The sequence below is a fragment of the Nocardia sp. NPDC003726 genome (genome assembly GCF_053586955.1).
The window spans coordinates 17323-33587 of the sequence record NZ_JBSFNF010000025.1; the positions used below are offsets into that span (position 1 = coordinate 17323).

The 16265-nt window shown below is 70.0% G+C and carries 14 protein-coding genes; 7 read left to right on the forward strand and 7 right to left on the reverse strand.

All coding sequences use genetic code 11. The features are described from left to right. Window positions 1-7: 7 nt before the first annotated feature. The 4 genes from ACWDMM_RS26985 to ACWDMM_RS27000 form a co-directional block, all read right to left on the reverse strand. Complete coding sequence (locus tag ACWDMM_RS26985) at window positions 8-1135, reverse strand: glycosyltransferase family 4 protein (RefSeq protein ID WP_357112984.1); 1128 nt, start codon at window positions 1133-1135, stop codon at window positions 8-10. Between the two features lie 1117 nt (window positions 1136-2252). Next, entirely contained in the window at window positions 2253-3245 is a 993-nt protein-coding gene (locus ACWDMM_RS26990; RefSeq protein WP_449940114.1) for a hypothetical protein, read from the reverse strand. A 150-nt stretch (window positions 3246-3395) separates the two neighbouring features. Further along, window positions 3396-4460: an NlpC/P60 family protein gene (locus tag ACWDMM_RS26995; protein WP_357113195.1), complete on the reverse strand. Its 1065-nt coding sequence runs from the start codon at window positions 4458-4460 to the stop codon at window positions 3396-3398. 190 nt (window positions 4461-4650) lie between these two features. Further along, window positions 4651-5220 carry a C40 family peptidase gene (locus ACWDMM_RS27000; RefSeq protein ID WP_195077831.1) on the reverse strand — a complete coding sequence of 190 codons (570 nt, stop codon included), beginning with the start codon at window positions 5218-5220 and terminating at the stop codon, window positions 4651-4653. A gap of 595 nt (window positions 5221-5815) precedes the next feature. Here ACWDMM_RS27000 and ACWDMM_RS27005 point away from each other — a divergent pair. Together ACWDMM_RS27005 and ACWDMM_RS27010 are read left to right on the forward strand one after the other, a co-directional pair. Beyond that, window positions 5816-7633 carry a DEDD exonuclease domain-containing protein gene (locus ACWDMM_RS27005; protein ID WP_357112515.1) on the forward strand — a complete coding sequence of 606 codons (1818 nt, stop codon included), beginning with the start codon at window positions 5816-5818 and terminating at the stop codon, window positions 7631-7633. 5 nt (window positions 7634-7638) lie between these two features. Further along, a complete protein-coding gene (locus ACWDMM_RS27010) occupies window positions 7639-7914 on the forward strand; it encodes an Lrp/AsnC family transcriptional regulator (RefSeq protein ID WP_067800602.1) in 276 nt (91 codons plus the stop codon). Between the two features lie 29 nt (window positions 7915-7943). Here ACWDMM_RS27010 and trpD read toward each other — a convergent pair whose 3' ends face one another. Both trpD and ACWDMM_RS27020 read right to left on the reverse strand, forming a co-directional pair. Further along, window positions 7944-9005, reverse strand: a complete 1062-nt coding sequence (gene trpD / locus ACWDMM_RS27015; protein ID WP_195077833.1) for an anthranilate phosphoribosyltransferase — start codon at window positions 9003-9005, stop codon at window positions 7944-7946. Between the two features lie 89 nt (window positions 9006-9094). Continuing rightward, complete coding sequence (locus ACWDMM_RS27020) at window positions 9095-9529, reverse strand: hypothetical protein (RefSeq protein WP_195077834.1); 435 nt, start codon at window positions 9527-9529, stop codon at window positions 9095-9097. A gap of 186 nt (window positions 9530-9715) precedes the next feature. On the opposite strand from ACWDMM_RS27020, the gene ctaE reads away from it, so the two are divergent. The 4 genes from ctaE (at window position 9716) to qcrB (ending at window position 14094) form a co-directional block, all read left to right on the forward strand. Beyond that, entirely contained in the window at window positions 9716-10327 is a 612-nt protein-coding gene (gene ctaE / locus ACWDMM_RS27025) for an aa3-type cytochrome oxidase subunit III (protein WP_195077835.1), read from the forward strand. An 85-nt stretch (window positions 10328-10412) separates the two neighbouring features. After that, on the forward strand, window positions 10413-11276 hold the full coding sequence (gene qcrC / locus ACWDMM_RS27030; protein ID WP_449940119.1) for a cytochrome bc1 complex diheme cytochrome c subunit: 864 nt from the start codon (window positions 10413-10415) through the stop codon (window positions 11274-11276). Between the two features lie 26 nt (window positions 11277-11302). Next, complete coding sequence (gene qcrA / locus ACWDMM_RS27035; RefSeq protein WP_195077953.1) at window positions 11303-12478, forward strand: cytochrome bc1 complex Rieske iron-sulfur subunit; 1176 nt, start codon at window positions 11303-11305, stop codon at window positions 12476-12478. Beyond that, window positions 12475-14094 carry a cytochrome bc1 complex cytochrome b subunit gene (gene qcrB / locus ACWDMM_RS27040; protein WP_195077837.1) on the forward strand — a complete coding sequence of 540 codons (1620 nt, stop codon included), beginning with the start codon at window positions 12475-12477 and terminating at the stop codon, window positions 14092-14094. The genes qcrA and qcrB overlap by 4 nt, the downstream gene beginning before the upstream one ends. Before the next feature lie 67 nt (window positions 14095-14161). On the opposite strand, the gene ACWDMM_RS27045 is transcribed toward qcrB, so the two are convergent. Continuing rightward, window positions 14162-14662: a polyadenylate-specific 3'-exoribonuclease AS gene (locus ACWDMM_RS27045; RefSeq protein ID WP_195077838.1), complete on the reverse strand. Its 501-nt coding sequence runs from the start codon at window positions 14660-14662 to the stop codon at window positions 14162-14164. 202 nt (window positions 14663-14864) lie between these two features. Between ACWDMM_RS27045 and ACWDMM_RS27050 the strand changes: the two genes are divergently transcribed. After that, the gene (locus tag ACWDMM_RS27050) at window positions 14865-16250 is read left to right on the forward strand and encodes a class II 3-deoxy-7-phosphoheptulonate synthase (RefSeq protein ID WP_195077839.1); all 1386 of its coding nucleotides are present in this window, start codon (window positions 14865-14867) and stop codon (window positions 16248-16250) included. Window positions 16251-16265 lie beyond the last annotated feature (15 nt).

The following is a 16265-nucleotide window of genomic DNA, read 5'->3' on the forward strand; positions in this document are numbered from 1 at the left end:
ACGCGGATCACCGCAGCAGCTGTCGCAGGCGCGCGCCCAGGCTGTCCCAGCGCCACTGCTGCTCGACGAACGCGCGTCCCGCCGCGCCCATCCGCGCGGCGGCGTCCCGGTCGGACAGGATCTCCACCAGGGCATCGGCGATCTGCTGCACCGAACGGCCGTCCACCACACGGCCGGTCTTGCCTTCGATCACCGTCTCCGGCGCGCCGCCGGAATTGCCCGCGACCACCGGGACGCCCGACGCCGACGCCTCCAGGTAGACGATGCCGAGCCCCTCCACATCCAGCCCCGCGCCCCTGGTCCGGCACGGCATCGCGAAGACGTCCGCCAGCGTGTGATGCGCGGCCAGCTCACCGGACGGGACGCGGCCGGTGAACACCACGTCCTCGGTGACGCCCGCGGCGACCGCGAGGGCACGCAGCTTGTCCTCGAACGGACCGCCACCCGCGATCACCAGGACCGCGCCCCGCACTCGCTCACGGATATCGCGCATCGCCAGGATCAGCGCGTCCTGCCCCTTGCGCGGCACCAGCCGCGACAGGCACAGGATGGTCGGCCGGTCACCCAAGCCGTACCGGGCGCGCAGTTCGGCGCGCGCGGCGGGATCCGGGCGGAAGACCTCGGAGTCCACGCCGGGCGGCAGATACTCGAGCGCCGCGTTCGGGCCGAACGCGGAGGCGAACCGGCGGCGGGTGTAGCGGCTGACATAGGTGACCACATCGGTGTGCTCACCGATGGCCCGCAGCGCCTGCCTGGCGCCGGGCAGCATCGACCACCCGACCTCGTGCCCGTGGGTGCTGGCCAGAATGCGTTCGGCGCCCGCACGGCGCAGGGCGGGCGACATCAGCGCCAACGGCGCCGCCGCCCCGAACCACACCGTGTCGCACTGCTCGCCGCGCAACAGCCGCGCGGCGCGGCGCAGCACGAGCGGAGTCGGCAGCATCAGCGTGGTGGGATGGCGGACGACCTGGAACTTCTGCCCGGCGTCGAACTTCAGATGGCTGTCGCCGCGCCAGCGCGGCGCGTAGACCACCAGGTCGTCCGGCGGCAGTTCACCGGCCAGCGCCTGCAGATACGACTGGATACCGCCCGGCCGCGGCGGGAAATCATTGGTAACCAGCAAAGTTCGGGCCATGCGCAACAAAATACTGTGTTTGTTTGGCCGCGCCTTCGGCGCGGCGTGTTCGCGGCCCCTTTGTGGCTCGCGTCCGAGTGGCCGCCGCTTGCTCCTTCGTCGCTTGCGCGGCGGCCACTCGGACGCGAGCCGGGCCGCGATCGGCGGATGCTCGGTCTCGCTTCGCTCGGAAGGCGTGGTCGCGGTGCGCTGGGCGCGTCCGGGATCCGAAGTCGGGACGCTGTGCGTGGGCGGGGGGAGGGTAGTTGGATGTGTGCTCCGGCCGCGAACGGCGGATGCTCGGTCTCGCTTCGCTCGGAAGGCGTGGTTGCGGTGCGCTGGGCGTGTCCGGGATCCGAAGTCGGGACGCTGTGCGTGGGCGGGGGGAGGGTAGTTGGATGTGTGCTCCGGCCGCGATCGGCGGATGCTCGGTCTCGCTTCGCTCGGAAGGCGTGGTTGTGGTGCGCTGGGCGTGTCGGGGCTCAGAAGTCGCGACGTTTTGCGCGTGGGCCGTGTGGGTGGACTGGTGGGTCACCATGAGCGGTGAGCGCTGGACGCGAGCCGGGCCGATGCCCGGTCTCGCTTCGGTTGGAAGGCGTGGTTGTGGTGCGCTGGGCGTGTCGGCGCTCAGAAGTCGCGACGTTGTGCGCGTGGGCCGTGTGGGTGGACTGGTGGGTCACCATGAGCGGTGAGCGCTGGACGTGAGCCGGGCCGATGCCCGGTCTCGCTTCGGTTGGAAGGCGTGGTTGCGGTGCGCTGGGCGCGTCGGCGCTCCAAAGTCGGGACGTTGTGCGCGTGGGCGGTGTGGGTTGGACTGGTGGGGTCACTGCGGGCAGGGCAGTTGGATGTGTGCGCGGGCCGCGATCGGCGGGGGCTCGGTCTTGCTTCGCTCGGAAGGCGTCGCGGTGCGCGGGGCATGTCATAAGCCGAGGGCTCAGGCTGCGATGCATGGCGAAAGCTCCGCCTGCGAAGAGGAAGGGTCGGGCCGATTCGGGTCGGCGGATCGGTGCGGGTGGTGTCGCGATTGCGTCATATGTCCCACTCGGCGTGCGGGCCGTGCGGCGGCGGCAGACCGAAGGATGGGGTCACCGACCAAGGGAGCGGGGCGGCGCCGCGCGCGCCGACGATCGGAGCGGGGTCAGGCGGTTCGGGTGCGGAGCCACTCGCGCCAGTCGCCGACGAAGTCGGTGCGGGTGGTGCCGAGGACTTCGCGGAGGACGGCGTCTTCGGTGGCGGGGGTCTGTCTGCTCGCGGCGATGCGGCGGTAGAGCTCGACGAGGTGGGTTCGGTCGTACTTCTCGGCGACGAAGGCGCAGACCGACCAGGCCTTCTCGTAGGTGAAGGCGGCGTCGGGGCCGGAGAAGTCGGTGTCGGGCGGCAGGTCGTCGGGGATGCGGCCGGCGTGGGCGTGCGCGGTGAGCGTGGGAGCGATGTCGGCGAACCGCTGGCCGTCGCGATGGTGCGCGGTGTACTCGGCGAAACCTTCCAGCATCCACAGCGGGGCGCCGTCGACGGTGTCGGCGCGAGCGGCGATGTGGGTCAGTTCATGCCGCAGCAGCGTGGCCATGCCCTCGGGATCGAGGCGGCGTCCGGTGTCGGGGCCGAACACGACCCGCTGGCCGGTCGGCTTGCTGCCCGGCGTGAACGGGTCGGCGACCGAGGCGGCGGCGACCTCGGCGGACAGCAGATCGGGCGAGCGCAGCAGGGCCGCGAATTCGGAAGGCGAGGAGGCGACGACGACGAGCGCCGATTGCGCCCAGCCGGGACCCCAGACGTCGGTCACCGCGGCGGTGGCGTCGGCGAGTTCGCGTTCCAGCACGTCGATCTCGATCCGCTGATCGGGATGCCCGACGATCAGCGATCGCCGCCCGTCTCCGGTCGGCACCTGGCGGGCGACGATCGATCCGAACGGCTCGACGATGCGCCGCACCTCCGCCAACCTGGGATCGGCGGCCGCGGCCTGACCCACCGCCTCGGTCGCCCCCGGCTCCGCGGCCCGCAGCTCGGGGAGCACCGTGCTCGGCAACATGATCAGCGCCACGCACACGCCGGTGAGCGCCACCACCATCGCGACGGTGAGACAGAACTCGAATCGCCGCCGCGCCGACCACCACGCGCGCAGTCTTCGCATCCCGGTCATCGGCGCGCCCCGGCCGGGGACACGGCTGTGCCGCTCGCCGCGGCGATGCCGCGCCGACCGCGCGGGTGGCTCACCGTCGCCCGTCGCGGGTCGGTGGGGTGGTGGGTAACGCGGTGCCGCTGGTTGGCTCGCTCACGGCCTCTAGTATCGCCGAGCCGAATGGAACGGCGTCGAGCCCATGGGCGCGACCGCGACGGGCACGCCGAAGGTGGAGGCGTGCAGCATGAGTCCGTTGCCCGCGTAGATGCCGACGTGCGAGATGTCGGAGTAGAAGAACACCACGTCGCCGGGCTGCAGATCCTCCTTGGGCACGGGTGTGCCGTAGGTGGCCTGCTGCGAACTGGTCCTCGGCACGTTCTTGCCGACCTGCTTGAACGCCCACTGCACGAGACCGGAGCAGTCGAACTGGTCCGGACCGGTGGCGCCCCACACGTAAGGGTCGCCGACCCGCGTGAGCCCGGCCGCCAGCGCGCTGGTTCCGCTGCCGGGGACGAGGCCCTGCAAGAGGCTGTCGCGGTCGAAGCCGGGCGGGAACGGCGATCCGGCGAGGGCGGACTTGTCCTTTGCCGACAGCGTGCCCCAGGCCTGCACCACCTCGGCGATGGCGCCGCCGAGATCGCTGCGCTTGCGTTCCAGATCGATGCGCACCGCGTCGGCTTTCTGCGCGGCCGACCGGGCGGCGTCGGCGGCGGTGCGGGCCTCCGATTCGGCCGCGGTCGCGGCGTCGGTGGCCTTCTTGTAGTGCTCGAGCTGCGCGGAGGTCTGCGCGGACACCACGTCCAGCGTGGACATCTGGTCGAGCAGTTGCTGCGGTGAATCGCTGACCAGCACTGCGAACAGGCGATTGGTGCGGGCGCCCTGGTAGGCGGCGATCGCGGTGCGGTCGATGACCGGCTGATACCGGCGGACCTCGTCCTTGGCCCGGTTCACCAGGTCGGTGCTGGCGGCCAGCCTGGCGTCGGCGTCACGCTGGACCGCGAGCTTCGCCTCCAACTCGGCTTCCGCGCCGAGCGCCTGCTGGTTGAGCTGTTCGGACTGACGAGACAGGTCGATCATCCGCTGTACGGCTTCGCCGGCGGTCGTGGGGAGCGCCACCGGATCCGCTCCGGCCGGGCCGCCGCCGTAGAGACAAGCGGCGAGGAATCCGGCTGCCAGCGTTCCTGCGACCAGACGTTTGGTCTGCTGTCCCCGGTGATGTACAGCCACAGCCCGCGGTGCCCCGTTCTCCTCGTGAAGCTTTCGGCGAACCCCGAGGTTTGCTCCGGGCGAACCCGGGGTAATCGGTCGAAGGTCTCGGTTAGGTTACGGAACGGCCCGTGTCGATTCCCCCCTCAGAACCATTTCAACACCGGGCCGGGGCGCGGTCGGCCCGCCACGGCGCGGCCCGACCGGCTGCTCAGAAGCGGCGCGCGCCCGCGATCGGCATGGAGGAGATCGGCGCCACCTTCACCGGCTGGCCCGAGGTCGACGCGTGCACGACGTTGCCGTCACCGGCGTAGAGGCCGGAGTGGCCGCCGCCGTAGAACGACACCAGGTCGCCCGGCCGGAGGTCGTCGAGCGACACGGGGCTGCCTGCGGCCAGCTGGGCGCCGCTGGTGCGGGGGAGTTCGACACCCGCCTGGCGGTAGGACCACTGGACCAGGCCGGAGCAGTCGAAGGCGTCCGGGCCCGCCGCGCCGTAGACGTACGGCGAGCCGACCTTGCTGAGCGCGGCGTCCAGCGCGACGTCGCCGGAAGACTTGGGTGCCACGAAGGGCAGGGGAGCCGGGCCGGGCAGCTCGAGGCCGGGCAGGCCCGGCGGAACCGGCAGCTCGTTCGGAACGTCGAAGGTGCCCACGCCGGGGATGGTCACCGGCTGGGCCGACGCGGGTGCTGCGGGCAGCAGGAACGCGCCGATGGTGGCAGCGCCGACGGCCCCGGCGGCAACGGCGCGCTTCGCCTGACGCTTGGCGGCGTTGGTCGTCATGATGCGGTACTCCCAATCTGCCTCACGACGCCGCACCCGGTGGTGCCGCGGACTTCGTCGGCGCCGCACCGTTCGGCGCGGCGGACTCCGTGAGGTCTCAGGAAGGTTACGAATACATCACGGTCGTTTGTAAAGCCTCGGCAAAGCGAAAAGGGCTTGCTCAACAATTTCGGTGGCTAATGGGTGTGAGATATGTCCCAGCGAATCACGAAAAGATAACGACGCGGAATGCGTAGGGATATGTGCGCCCGGGTGGGGTCGCGAGGCGGGACGGACCGGCCTTCCGCCCGGGGTGCGGATGTGCGGCATTTCGCCAGCTAGAAGCGGTTTACTCGCCGTAGGATCCGGTATGGTCGCCGGTTCGTACACCGTAGAGCCGACCGGCGGCGACACGCCCGGCCGTGCCGGCTCGCGTTTCACCGGACGCGCGGCAATGTTTGATACAGTTTTCGACCTTATGTGATCTGGGTCTCTTTTTCGATTTTCTAGATCAATTCCCGGGTATCGCCTCCGAATCCGCACGGTGTTATTCGGACATTTCGTGGCGTCTCCGCGCGTCCGGTTCCTGTCGGACCGTCGCTCTACGCTGCTGGCCGTGTCCGAACCCGTGCCGCGCCCTGCCGCCAAGCAGCTGGCCTTCGACGAGCTCGACACCCCGTTGTACGACACGACTTTCGTGGTCGTGGACCTGGAGACCACCGGGACCAGTCCGGGAGCCGACGGCATCACCGAGATCGGAGCGGTGAAGGTGCGCGGCGGGGAGGTGCTCGGCGAGTTCGCGACGCTGGTCAACCCGGGTCGGGCGATTCCGCCCGCGGTCGTGCACGTCACGGGCATCACCACCGCGATGGTGTACGCCGCGCCGCGCATCGAGGCGGTGCTGCCCGGCTTCCTGGAATTCGCCGCGGGCGCGGTGCTGGTCGCGCACAACGCCAGGTTCGACATGGCGTTCCTGCGCGCCGCCGCGGCGCAGTGCGACACCGCATGGCCGCCCGCGCAGGTGCTGTGCACCGTGAAGCTGGCGCGGCGGGTGCTCGGACGTGACGAGGCGCCCTCGGTGCGGCTGGGTTCGCTGGCCCGGCTGCTCGGCGCCACCACCCAGCCGACGCACCGGGCGCTGGAGGACGCCCGCGCGACCGTCGACGTGCTGCACGCCCTGATCGCCCGGGTCGGGAACCAAGGCGTGCACAGTCTCACCGAGCTGCTCGACTATCTGCCCGACGTCACACCCCGGCAGCGCTCCAAACGCGCCCTCGCGGCCGATCTCCCCGCCGCTCCGGGGGTGTATCTGTTCCGGGGGCCTTCCGATGAAGTCCTATATATAGGCACGGCTGTGAACTTGCGCCGTCGCGTCCGCAATTACTTCACCGGTTCGGAGACCCGAGGGCGGATGAAAGAGATGGTGTCACTGGCCGTTCGGGTCGACCACGTGGTGTGCGCGCACGCGCTCGAGGCGGGGGTGCGCGAACTTCGGCTGCTGGTGGCGCACACCCCGCCCTACAACCGCCGGTCGAAATTTCCCAAGCGCGCCTGGTGGCTCACTCTCACCGACGAGCCGTTCCCGCGCTTCTCGGTGGTGCGGGAGCCGGGCGCGGCCGCGCTGGGGCCGTTCCACTCCCGCAACGACGCCGCCGACCTGGGCGTGATCATCGCCGAATTCACCGGGTTGCGCACTTGCACGGCACGGCTGTCCCGAAAGGCGGTGCACGAGTGCCCGCCCGCTCTGGTCGGCGGGTGTCCGGCGGGCTCCGGCGGGAAGCGGTTGAACATGACGCAGTACGCCGCGGCGCCCGCGCTCGTGCGCGCGTTGTTCGCCGGGTACAGCGACGCGCCGATTCGCCTCATGCTCGATTGCATCGAAACCCATTCGCGCGCTGAGCGTTTCGAGGCGGCCGCGCGGCTGCGCGATCGTGCCGCGCGCGTGGTGCGCGCGCTGCGGCGCACCCAGCGACTGGCCGCGGTGGCGCGCATCGCCGAACTGATCGCCGCGCATCCCGACGGCGACGGCGGGTGGGAGTTCGCGGTCATCCGGTACGGCCGCCTCGCCGGCTCCGGCACCGCGGCGCGCGGTGTGCCGCCGATGCCCATCGTGGAGCAGATCGCCGCCGCCGCCGAAACCGTGGTTGCGGCCACTCTGCCGAACCTCGGCGCGCTGCCGGCCCTCGGCCCGCACCTGCCGGACCACACATGGACTCCGGTCGAGGACGCCCCGCCGTTACGCGGCGCGTCCCCGGAAGAAGTGGCGCTGGTCGCCCGCTGGCTGGCCCGGCCGGGGGTGCGGATCGTGCGGACCACGGACGGTTACCACGAGCCGATGTATGGCGCGGCACGCTGGCTGGGCTGGGCGGAACTGGCCGACGCCGCGGTCCGCGCCCAACCGACCGAGCAGGGCTATCTGGACCGCTTAGGCTGAGCGTCATGATTACCGCGATCGTCTTGATCCACGCCGACAACGGCCGTATCCCGGAGACCGCGCAGGCGGTCGCGGACACCGACGGCGTCGCCGAGGTCTACTCCTGCGCGGGCGACGTGGACCTGATCGCGATCGTGCGGGTGCGCGACCACGAGCAGATCGCCGATGTGGTGACCGGCCGGATCGACAAGACCCCTGGTGTCCTGCGCACCACGACGCACATCGCGTTCAAGTCGTATTCCCGCGCCGAGGTGGAGGCCGCTTTCTCGCTCGGGGAGTAGTTCTCCACCGGGCGGCGCCAGGCCGGGCGTCAGTTGTCGCCGAGCGTCTGCGTCAGCTTCGCCCAGCGCTCCAGCAGCGCGGTGGCGGCGCCCGTGTCGATCGCCTCGGCCGCGCGCTCGACGCCCGCCGCCAGCGCGGCGTGCAGGTCCGCGTCCGGATCGCCCACGCCGCGCGACCAGTCGTAGGCGACGATGGCGGCCGCCGAATTCACCAGCACCGCGTCCCGCGCCGCGCCGCCGCGACCGGCGAACACGTCGCGGGCAACGCCCGCGTTCACTTCGGCGTCCCCGCCGCGCAGCGCGTCCAGATCGACCCGGGGGATACCGATGCGGGTCGGATCGATGGTGGCCCGGCGCGTCCGTCCGCCCGACACGATCCACGCCTCGGTGGTGTCCGAGGTGGTGATCTCGTCCAAGCCGTCGTTGCCGCGCACCACCAGCGCGCTCGCGCCGCGTTCGGCGAACACGCCCGCGATCACGGGCAGCAATTCGGTGAAGGCGCAGCCGACCAGACCGGCGCGCGGCTGCGCGGGATTGGTCAGCGGACCGAGCACGTTGAAGACGGTCGGGATGCCGATCTGGCTGCGCGCCGCACCCGCGTACTTCAGGGCGGGATGGAACACCGCCGCGAAGCAGAACCCGATGCCGGCTTCGCGCACGCAGCGCGCCACCGACTCCGGACCGAGCGCGAGCTTCACGCCCAGCGCCTCCAGCACGTCGGCGCCGCCGCTCTTGGAGGACGCGGCCCGATTGCCGTGCTTGACCACCGGCACCCCGGCCGCGGCCACCACGATCGAGGACATGGTGGAGATGTTCACCGAACCCGACCGGTCACCGCCGGTGCCGACGATGTCGACCGCGTCGCCATCGATCCGCACCAGCCGCGCGTGCTCGAGCATGCCGGTGGCCAGGCCGGTCAGCTCGGCGGGCGTGGGGCCCTTGATCTTCATGGCGACGCCGAAGGCGGCGATCTGCGCGGGGGTGGCGTTGTCGGACATGATCTCGCTCATCGCCCACGCCGTGTCGTCCGCGGCCAAGTCGCCACCGTCGGCGAGGGTTCCCAGCACCTGGGGCCAGCTGCGCACGCTCATTCCACACTCCCGTCACACTGGTCGCGACCTGTCCCGGCACACCGGTCCGCGCACCAGTTTGTCCGCAGAGCAGCCTAGTGCGCGACCGGTTATGCCGGGGCGTGTGGTGCGGAGCCGGGTTGCAAGGCGTCCCATCCGTCGGCGATGCCGTCGTGGCGCTGGGCCAGCCCGGCCATCCGGGAGCGCTCCTGGGAGCAGTGCAGGGCGTCGAGGATCTGGACGCGCCGCAGGATCACCGTCTCGAACTCGTCGGCGCCGGGGCCGCCGACCCGCGGCGCGGGGGAGTAGCCGTCCTGCGCGGCGATCGCGCAGACGGCCTGCACGTGCCGGGCCGGGATGCGCAGGTGGTGGCGCAGCACCGCGGGCGCGTCCGGCGTCAGATCGGTCGCGCGCGCCAGCGCGGCCGAACACGCCTCCGCGTCGTCGAAGCCGGACGCGACCACGACCAGATCCGCCCGGTCCGGGTCGAGCGCGGCCTGCCGGTCCCGCCGCAGCAGCCGCCGCAGTCGCGGTGTCACCTTCATCTCAGCTTCTCCTTACCCTCGCCTGTCATGCTGACCGGGCGCTCGTCCGCGCGCGGCTCGCGTACCGAGCTCGTCACCGCCCCCCGCCTGGTCGGGAGCCCGTCCTCGCCTGCGTTTTCCGACACGGAGGAACGAGTTTCGTACCCGGCTACGGCCGTCGTACTACGACGAGTCATACTTACCCCCGTGACGACCGCAGTAGGGACCCCAGGATCGGCCATTACCCAGCGTGTGCATTCGCTGAACCGGCCCAACATGGTCAGCGTCGGTACCATCATCTGGCTGTCGAGCGAGCTGATGTTCTTCGCCGGCCTGTTCGCGATGTACTTCGTCGCCCGCGCCCAGGCGCACGGTAACTGGCCGCCGGAGCCGACCGAGCTGAATCTGAAGCTCGCAGTGCCGGTCACGACCGTGCTGGTCGCGTCGTCGTTCACCTGCCAGATGGGCGTGTTCGCCGCGGAGAAGGGCGACGTGTTCGGCCTGCGCCGCTGGTACGTCATCACTCTGATCATGGGCGCGTTCTTCGTCGGCGGCCAGGGCTACGAGTACATGAACCTCGTGCACGAGGGCACCTCGATCTCCAGCAGCTCCTACGGCTCGGTGTTCTACATCACCACCGGCTTCCACGGTCTGCACGTCATCGGTGGTCTGATCGCGTTCGTGTTCCTGCTGGCGCGCACCAAGGTCAGCAAGTTCACCCCGGCGCAGGCCACCGCGGCGATCGTCGTCTCCTACTACTGGCACTTCGTCGACATCGTGTGGATCGGGTTGTTCGCCACGATCTACTTCGTCCGCTGATCGTGGACGCCGCGCCGCTCAGCGGGCGCGGTGCGACCCAAGATCCTTCGCACAAGTCGGTTCCGTCTACTCCAAAGGGACACAGATGAGTTCATCGCCCCCGTCAGCGCCAGAGCCCGCCAGCCCCGGGAACGGCCAGGCCAGCAAGACGCGCAGGCAGCGCCGCGTTCGCCGTCGCATCGCGGGCGGGCTTGCGCTGCTGGTGGGCCTCGTCGGAGCAGGCTTCCTGGCATCGGCCCTCACACCGGACCCGCAGCGCGCCACCGCGCACGAGGACCAGTCCGCGCTCATCCGCGAGGGCCAGCAGCTCTACGAGACGTCCTGCATCACCTGCCACGGCGCGAACCTGCAGGGTGTCGCCGACCGCGGTCCCAGCCTGATCGGCGTCGGCGAGGCCGCGGTCTACTTCCAGGTGTCCTCCGGCCGCATGCCGATGGCCCGCAACGAGGCCCAGGCGCAGCGCAAGCCGCCGAAGTTCGACGCCCACCAGACCGACGCGCTGAGCGCGTACGTGGCCTCCAACGGCGGCGGTCCGACCGTCGTCCGCGACGCCGACGGCCAGGTCGCCCAGGAGTCGATGCGCGGCGACGACATCGCCCGCGGCTCCGAGCTGTTCCGGATGAACTGCGCGTCCTGCCACAACTTCACCGGACGCGGCGGCGCGCTGTCCTCCGGTAAGTTCGCGCCGCCGCTGGAACCGGCGAGCGAGCAGCAGATCTACGCGGCGATGCTCACCGGCCCGCAGAACATGCCGAAGTTCTCCGACCGCCAGCTGAGCGCGGAGGAGAAGCGCGACATCATCGCCTACGTCAAGAACGCGACCGAGGAACACAGCCCCGGCGGCTGGGATCTCGGCGGGTTCGGTCCCGCGACCGAGGGCCTGGCCATCTGGGTGGTCGGCATCACGCTCGTCGTCGGCGCCGCGATGTGGATCGGATCCAGGTCATGAGCAATAGCGAGAAGGAGCGAGACGACATGGGTCGGCCGGATGAGGGCCACGACGCGCAACTGTCGAAGGAGCAGTCGGTGAACGCCACCCCGGCGGAGCCCACCGAGGCCGACCTCGACAAGATGTCGCGCGACGAGCTGGTCAAGCTCGGAACCGAGCGCGACGGCGTCGACGTCGCCTACCGCCGCGAGCGCTTCCCGATCCCCGGCACCCGGGCGGAGAAGCGGGCCGAGCGCGCGGTCACCTTCTGGTTCGCCGTGTCCGGCATCGCGGCCGCGGCGCTGGTCGGCGTGTTCCTGTTCTGGCCGTGGGAGTTCAAGGGCAAGGACGAGGAGGGCCACGGGCTCTACTCGCTGTTCACCCCGCTGGTCGGCCTGACCTTCGGCATCTCGGTGCTGGTCATCGGCATCGCGGTGGTGCTGATCCGCAAGCTGTTCATCCCCGCCGAGCTCTCCATCCAGGAGCGGCACGACGGTCCTTCGCCCGAGGTCGAGCGCCGCACGCTGGTCGCCGAGCTGCAGGACGCGCTGGATACCTCCACGCTGGGACGCCGCAAGATGATCACCCGCACCGCGGGCGCGGGCGTCGGCGTGCTCGGCATCGGCGCGCTGCTGGTGTTCGTCGGCGGTCTGGTCAAGAACCCGTGGGCCAAGGGCGACAAGTCGCCGCTGTGGGTCTCCGGCTGGACTCCGGACTACCCGGGCGAGACCATCTACATCCGCCGCGACACCGGTCGCCCGGAGGACGTGGTGCTGGTGCGTCCGGAGGATCTGGACGCGGGCGCCATGGAGACGGTGTTCCCGTGGAAGGAGAAGTGGCGCGGTGACGAGCACGCGACCTTGCAGTCGCTGCGCGGCATCCGCAACGCCGTCATGCTGATCCGCCTGCGCACCGAGGACGCGCAGAAGGCGATCAAGCGCAAGGGTCAGGAGAGCTTCAACTACGGCGACTACTTCGCCTACTCGAAGATCTGCACCCACCTCGGCTGCCCGACCTCGCTGTTCGAGCAGCAGACCAACCGGATCCTCTGCCCCTGCCACCAGTCGCAGTTCTCCGCGACCGAGTGGGGCAAGCCGGTCTTCGGTCCCGCCGCTCGCGCGCTGCCGCAGCTGCCGATCACCGTCAACGCTGAGGGCTTCCTGGTCGCCAACGGCGACTTCATCGAGCCGCTCGGCCCGGCCTACTGGGAGCGCCGTTCATGAGTCCTTCAGTCGCAGCCCAAGCCAGCGAGGCGGACGAGCGCTACCGCGCCGCCGCCTTCGTGAAGCGGTCGATCAACAAGGTCTTCCCGACGCATTGGTCGTTCCTGCTCGGCGAGATCGCGCTCTACAGCTTCATCATCCTGCTGCTGTCGGGCGTCTACCTGACCTTGTTCTTCGACCCGTCCATGAGCGAGGTCGTCTACAACGGCGCATACCAGCCGCTGCGCGGCGTGACCATGTCGCGCGCCTACGAGACCGCGCTGAACATCACCTTCGAGGTCCGCGGCGGTCTGTTCGTCCGGCAGGTGCACCACTGGGCGGCGCTGCTGTTCGCGGCGTCGATCATCATCCACCTGTTCCGGATCTTCTTCACCGGCGCGTTCCGCAAGCCGCGTGAGGCGAACTGGGTGATCGGCTCGTTGCTGCTGATCCTGGCGATGTTCGAGGGCTTCTTCGGTTACTCGCTGCCCGACGACCTGCTGTCGGGCACGGGCCTGCGGGCCGCGTTCGGCGGTATCACGATGAGCATCCCGATCATCGGCACCTGGATGCACTGGCTGATCTTCGGCGGTGACTTCCCCGGCGACATCATCATCCCGCGGCTCTACATCGCGCATGTGCTGTTGTTCCCGGGCATCATCCTGGCGCTGATCGCCGCGCACGTGGCGCTGGTGTGGTATCAGAAGCACACGCAGTTCCCCGGCCCGGGCCGCACGGAGAACAACGTGGTCGGCGCCCGGATCGTGCCGGTGTTCGCCGCCGACCAGGGCGCGTTCTTCGCCTTCACCCTCGGCATCGTGGGCATCATGGGCGGCGTGTTCCAGATCAACCCGATCTGGAACCTGGGTCCGTACAACCCGTCGCAGGTCTCGGCGGGTTCCCAGCCGGACTTCTACATGATGTGGACCGACGGCATGGCGCGTTTGATGCCGCCGTGGGAGCTGTACCTGGGCCGCTACACGGTGCCCGCGGTGTTCTGGGTCGCGCTGATCATGGGTCTGGTGTTCGCGGTGCTGATCGCCTACCCGTGGATCGAGAAGCGGCTCACCGGCGACACCAGCGCGCACCACAACCTGCTGCAGCGTCCGCGTGACGTCCCGGTCCGGACCGCGATCGGCGCGATGGCCATCGCGTTCTACCTGGTGCTGACGCTGTCGTGCGTCAACGACATCCTCGCGCTCAAGTTCGACATCTCGTTGAACGCGACCACCTGGATCGGCCGCATCGGGCTGCTCGTCGCCCCGCCGGTGGCGTACTACCTCACCTACCGGTTCTGCATCGGCCTGCAGCGCAGCGACCGGGCGGTGCTCGAGCACGGCATCGAGACCGGCGTGATCAAGCGCTTGCCGCACGGCGAGTACATCGAGGTGCACCAGCCGCTCGGCCCGGTCGACGACCACGGCCACCCGATCCCGCTGGAGTACCAGGGCGCGCCCGTGCCGAAGAAGATGAGCAAGCTGGGTTCGGCCGGCAAGCCCGGCACCGGCAGCTTCCTGCGGCCCGACCCGCAGGAGGAGAGCGATCGGCACTTCGAGATCGAGCACGCCGAGGAGCACAAGCAGCTGAAGGTGCTGCAGCAGGCGCAGGAGGCGGCGAACGGCAAGCACGGCCACTGACGCCCCCTTACGCCGACGGCCCCGAGTCGATCACGACTCGGGGCCGTCGCGCGTCATGCCGCCGTTGTCACAGGCGTGGCGCCGCGCGGCGGGCGGCTTCGATGGCCTCGAACTTGGCGAGATTGTGCCGGGCATCGGCGAGCGCGTCGTGCGCGTCCGGCGGGATCGGCGGCAGCTCGGGACGGCCGTGCGCCTCCCAGTGCTGGCGCAATTCGTTGGTGTAGCGCGGCAGCGCGTTGGGCAGGTCGACCATCGAACCCCACAACTGGCACAGGGCGACGTGATCGTAGGCCGACACCCAGGCCCACAGTTCCGGTTGCACGGTCGGCCGCGGCACCAGGAACGCGTACAGCTCGTCGCGGATCTGGGCGCGGCTGCGCCACAGCGGCGAAGCAGGCGAAGGTAGTTGGGGCAGCACGAATTTGCGCACCCAAGGCCCCGCACGCCCGGCGTCGAACTCGGTGGACACCGCGTAGTACTCCCGGCCGTCCTCGCAGACGACGCCGATGGAGACCAGATCGATGGTCACTCCGTCTTCGATGAATTCGCAGTCATAAAAATATCGCAAGCACTGTGCCTCTCTGATATCTCCGTCGGCCGGAAGTTCGACCGCAATGGGGGGCGTTGCCGATGTTCTCGATCGCACTGGAACCATACGGGTCGCGCGAGGTGGCGCCACCTACCGGGCAGAACCCATTCACCCTGGGTGGAGCGATTCCACCCCTGGGACTGGGTGTCCCCACAGGGTCTGCGGTCCGTAAGCTGAAGTCGTGAACTGGACCGTCGACGTACCCATCGATCGCCTGCCGGAACTGCCGCCGCTGCCCGTCGAGCTGCGCAGGCGGTTGGACGACGCGCTGGCGCGCCCCGCGCTGCAGCAGCCGTCCTGGGACCCGGAGCAGGCGGCCAAAATGCGCACCGTGCTGGAGAGCGTCCCGCCGATCTGCGTGCCCGCCGAGGTGGAAGAGCTGCGCGGGCAGCTGGCCGAGGTCGCCCGCGGTGAGGCATTCCTCCTGCAGGGCGGTGACTGCGCGGAGACCTTCGCCGACAACACCGAGCCGCACATTCGCGGCAACATTCGTACGCTGCTGCAGATGGCGGTGGTGCTCACCTACGGTGCCAGCCTGCCGGTGGTGAAGGTCGCGCGGATCGCGGGCCAGTACGCCAAACCGCGCTCGTCGGACACCGATGCGCTCGGACTCAAGTCCTACCGCGGCGACATGGTGAACTCGCTGGTCGCCGACGCGGCGCTGCGCGAGCACGACCCGTCGCGCCTGGTCCGGGCCTACGCCAACGCGAGCGCCGCGATGAACCTGGTGCGCGCGCTGACCGGTGCGGGCATGGCCGACCTGCACAAGGTGCACGACTGGAACCGCGACTTCGTGGCCAAGTCGCCCGCGGGCGCCCGCTACGAGGCGCTGGCCGAGGAGATCGACCGCGGCCTGGCGTTCATGACCGCGTGCCGGGTCAACGACCCGAGCCTGAAGTCGGCCCGCATCTACGCCAGCCACGAAGCGCTCGTGCTGGACTACGAGCGCGCCATGCTGCGCCTGAGCGAGAACGCGATCGGCGAGCCGGTGCTCTACAACCTGTCGGCGCACTTCCTGTGGATCGGCGAGCGCACCCGCCAGCTCGACGGCGCGCACATCGCGTTCGCGGAACTGCTCGCCAACCCGATCGGCCTGAAGATCGGCCCGTCCACCACGCCCGAGCAGGCCGTGGAGTACGTCGAACGGCTCGACCCGAACAACGAGCCCGGCCGGCTGACCATCGTGTCGCGCATGGGCCACAGCAAGGTCCGCGACGTGCTGCCGCCCATCATCGAGAAGGTGCAGGCCACCGGTCACCAGGTGATCTGGCAGTGCGACCCGATGCACGGCAACACGCACGAGGCGTCCACCGGCTTCAAGACCCGCCACTTCGACCGCATCGTCGACGAGGTGCAGGGCTTCTTCGAGGTGCACCACGCGCTCGGCACGCATCCCGGCGGCATGCACATCGAACTCACCGGTGAGGACGTCACCGAATGCCTCGGCGGCGCCCAGGACATCTCCGACCTCGATCTGTCCGGCCGCTACGAGACCGCCTGCGACCCGCGGCTGAACACCCAGCAGTCGCTGGAACTGGCGTTCCTCGTGGCCGAGATGTTGCGCTGAGTTCCGCACGGCGAT

Excerpts from the sequence above, each read along its gene's own strand:
- qcrA (WP_195077953.1), top strand. The coding sequence starts at position 11,303 with ATGGGTCGGCCGGATGAGGGCCACGACGCGCAACTGTCGAAGGAGCAG.
- ACWDMM_RS26985 (WP_357112984.1), bottom strand. The coding sequence starts at position 1,135 with ATGGCCCGAACTTTGCTGGTTACCAATGATTTCCCGCCGCGGCCGGGC.
- ACWDMM_RS26990 (WP_449940114.1), bottom strand. The coding sequence starts at position 3,245 with ATGCGAAGACTGCGCGCGTGGTGGTCGGCGCGGCGGCGATTCGAGTTC.
- trpD (WP_195077833.1), bottom strand. The coding sequence starts at position 9,005 with ATGAGCGTGCGCAGCTGGCCCCAGGTGCTGGGAACCCTCGCCGACGGT.
- ACWDMM_RS27020 (WP_195077834.1), bottom strand. The coding sequence starts at position 9,529 with ATGAAGGTGACACCGCGACTGCGGCGGCTGCTGCGGCGGGACCGGCAG.
- ACWDMM_RS27010 (WP_067800602.1), top strand. The coding sequence starts at position 7,639 with ATGATTACCGCGATCGTCTTGATCCACGCCGACAACGGCCGTATCCCG.
- qcrC (WP_449940119.1), top strand. The coding sequence starts at position 10,413 with ATGAGTTCATCGCCCCCGTCAGCGCCAGAGCCCGCCAGCCCCGGGAAC.
- qcrB (WP_195077837.1), top strand. The coding sequence starts at position 12,475 with ATGAGTCCTTCAGTCGCAGCCCAAGCCAGCGAGGCGGACGAGCGCTAC.
- ACWDMM_RS27000 (WP_195077831.1), bottom strand. The coding sequence starts at position 5,220 with ATGACGACCAACGCCGCCAAGCGTCAGGCGAAGCGCGCCGTTGCCGCC.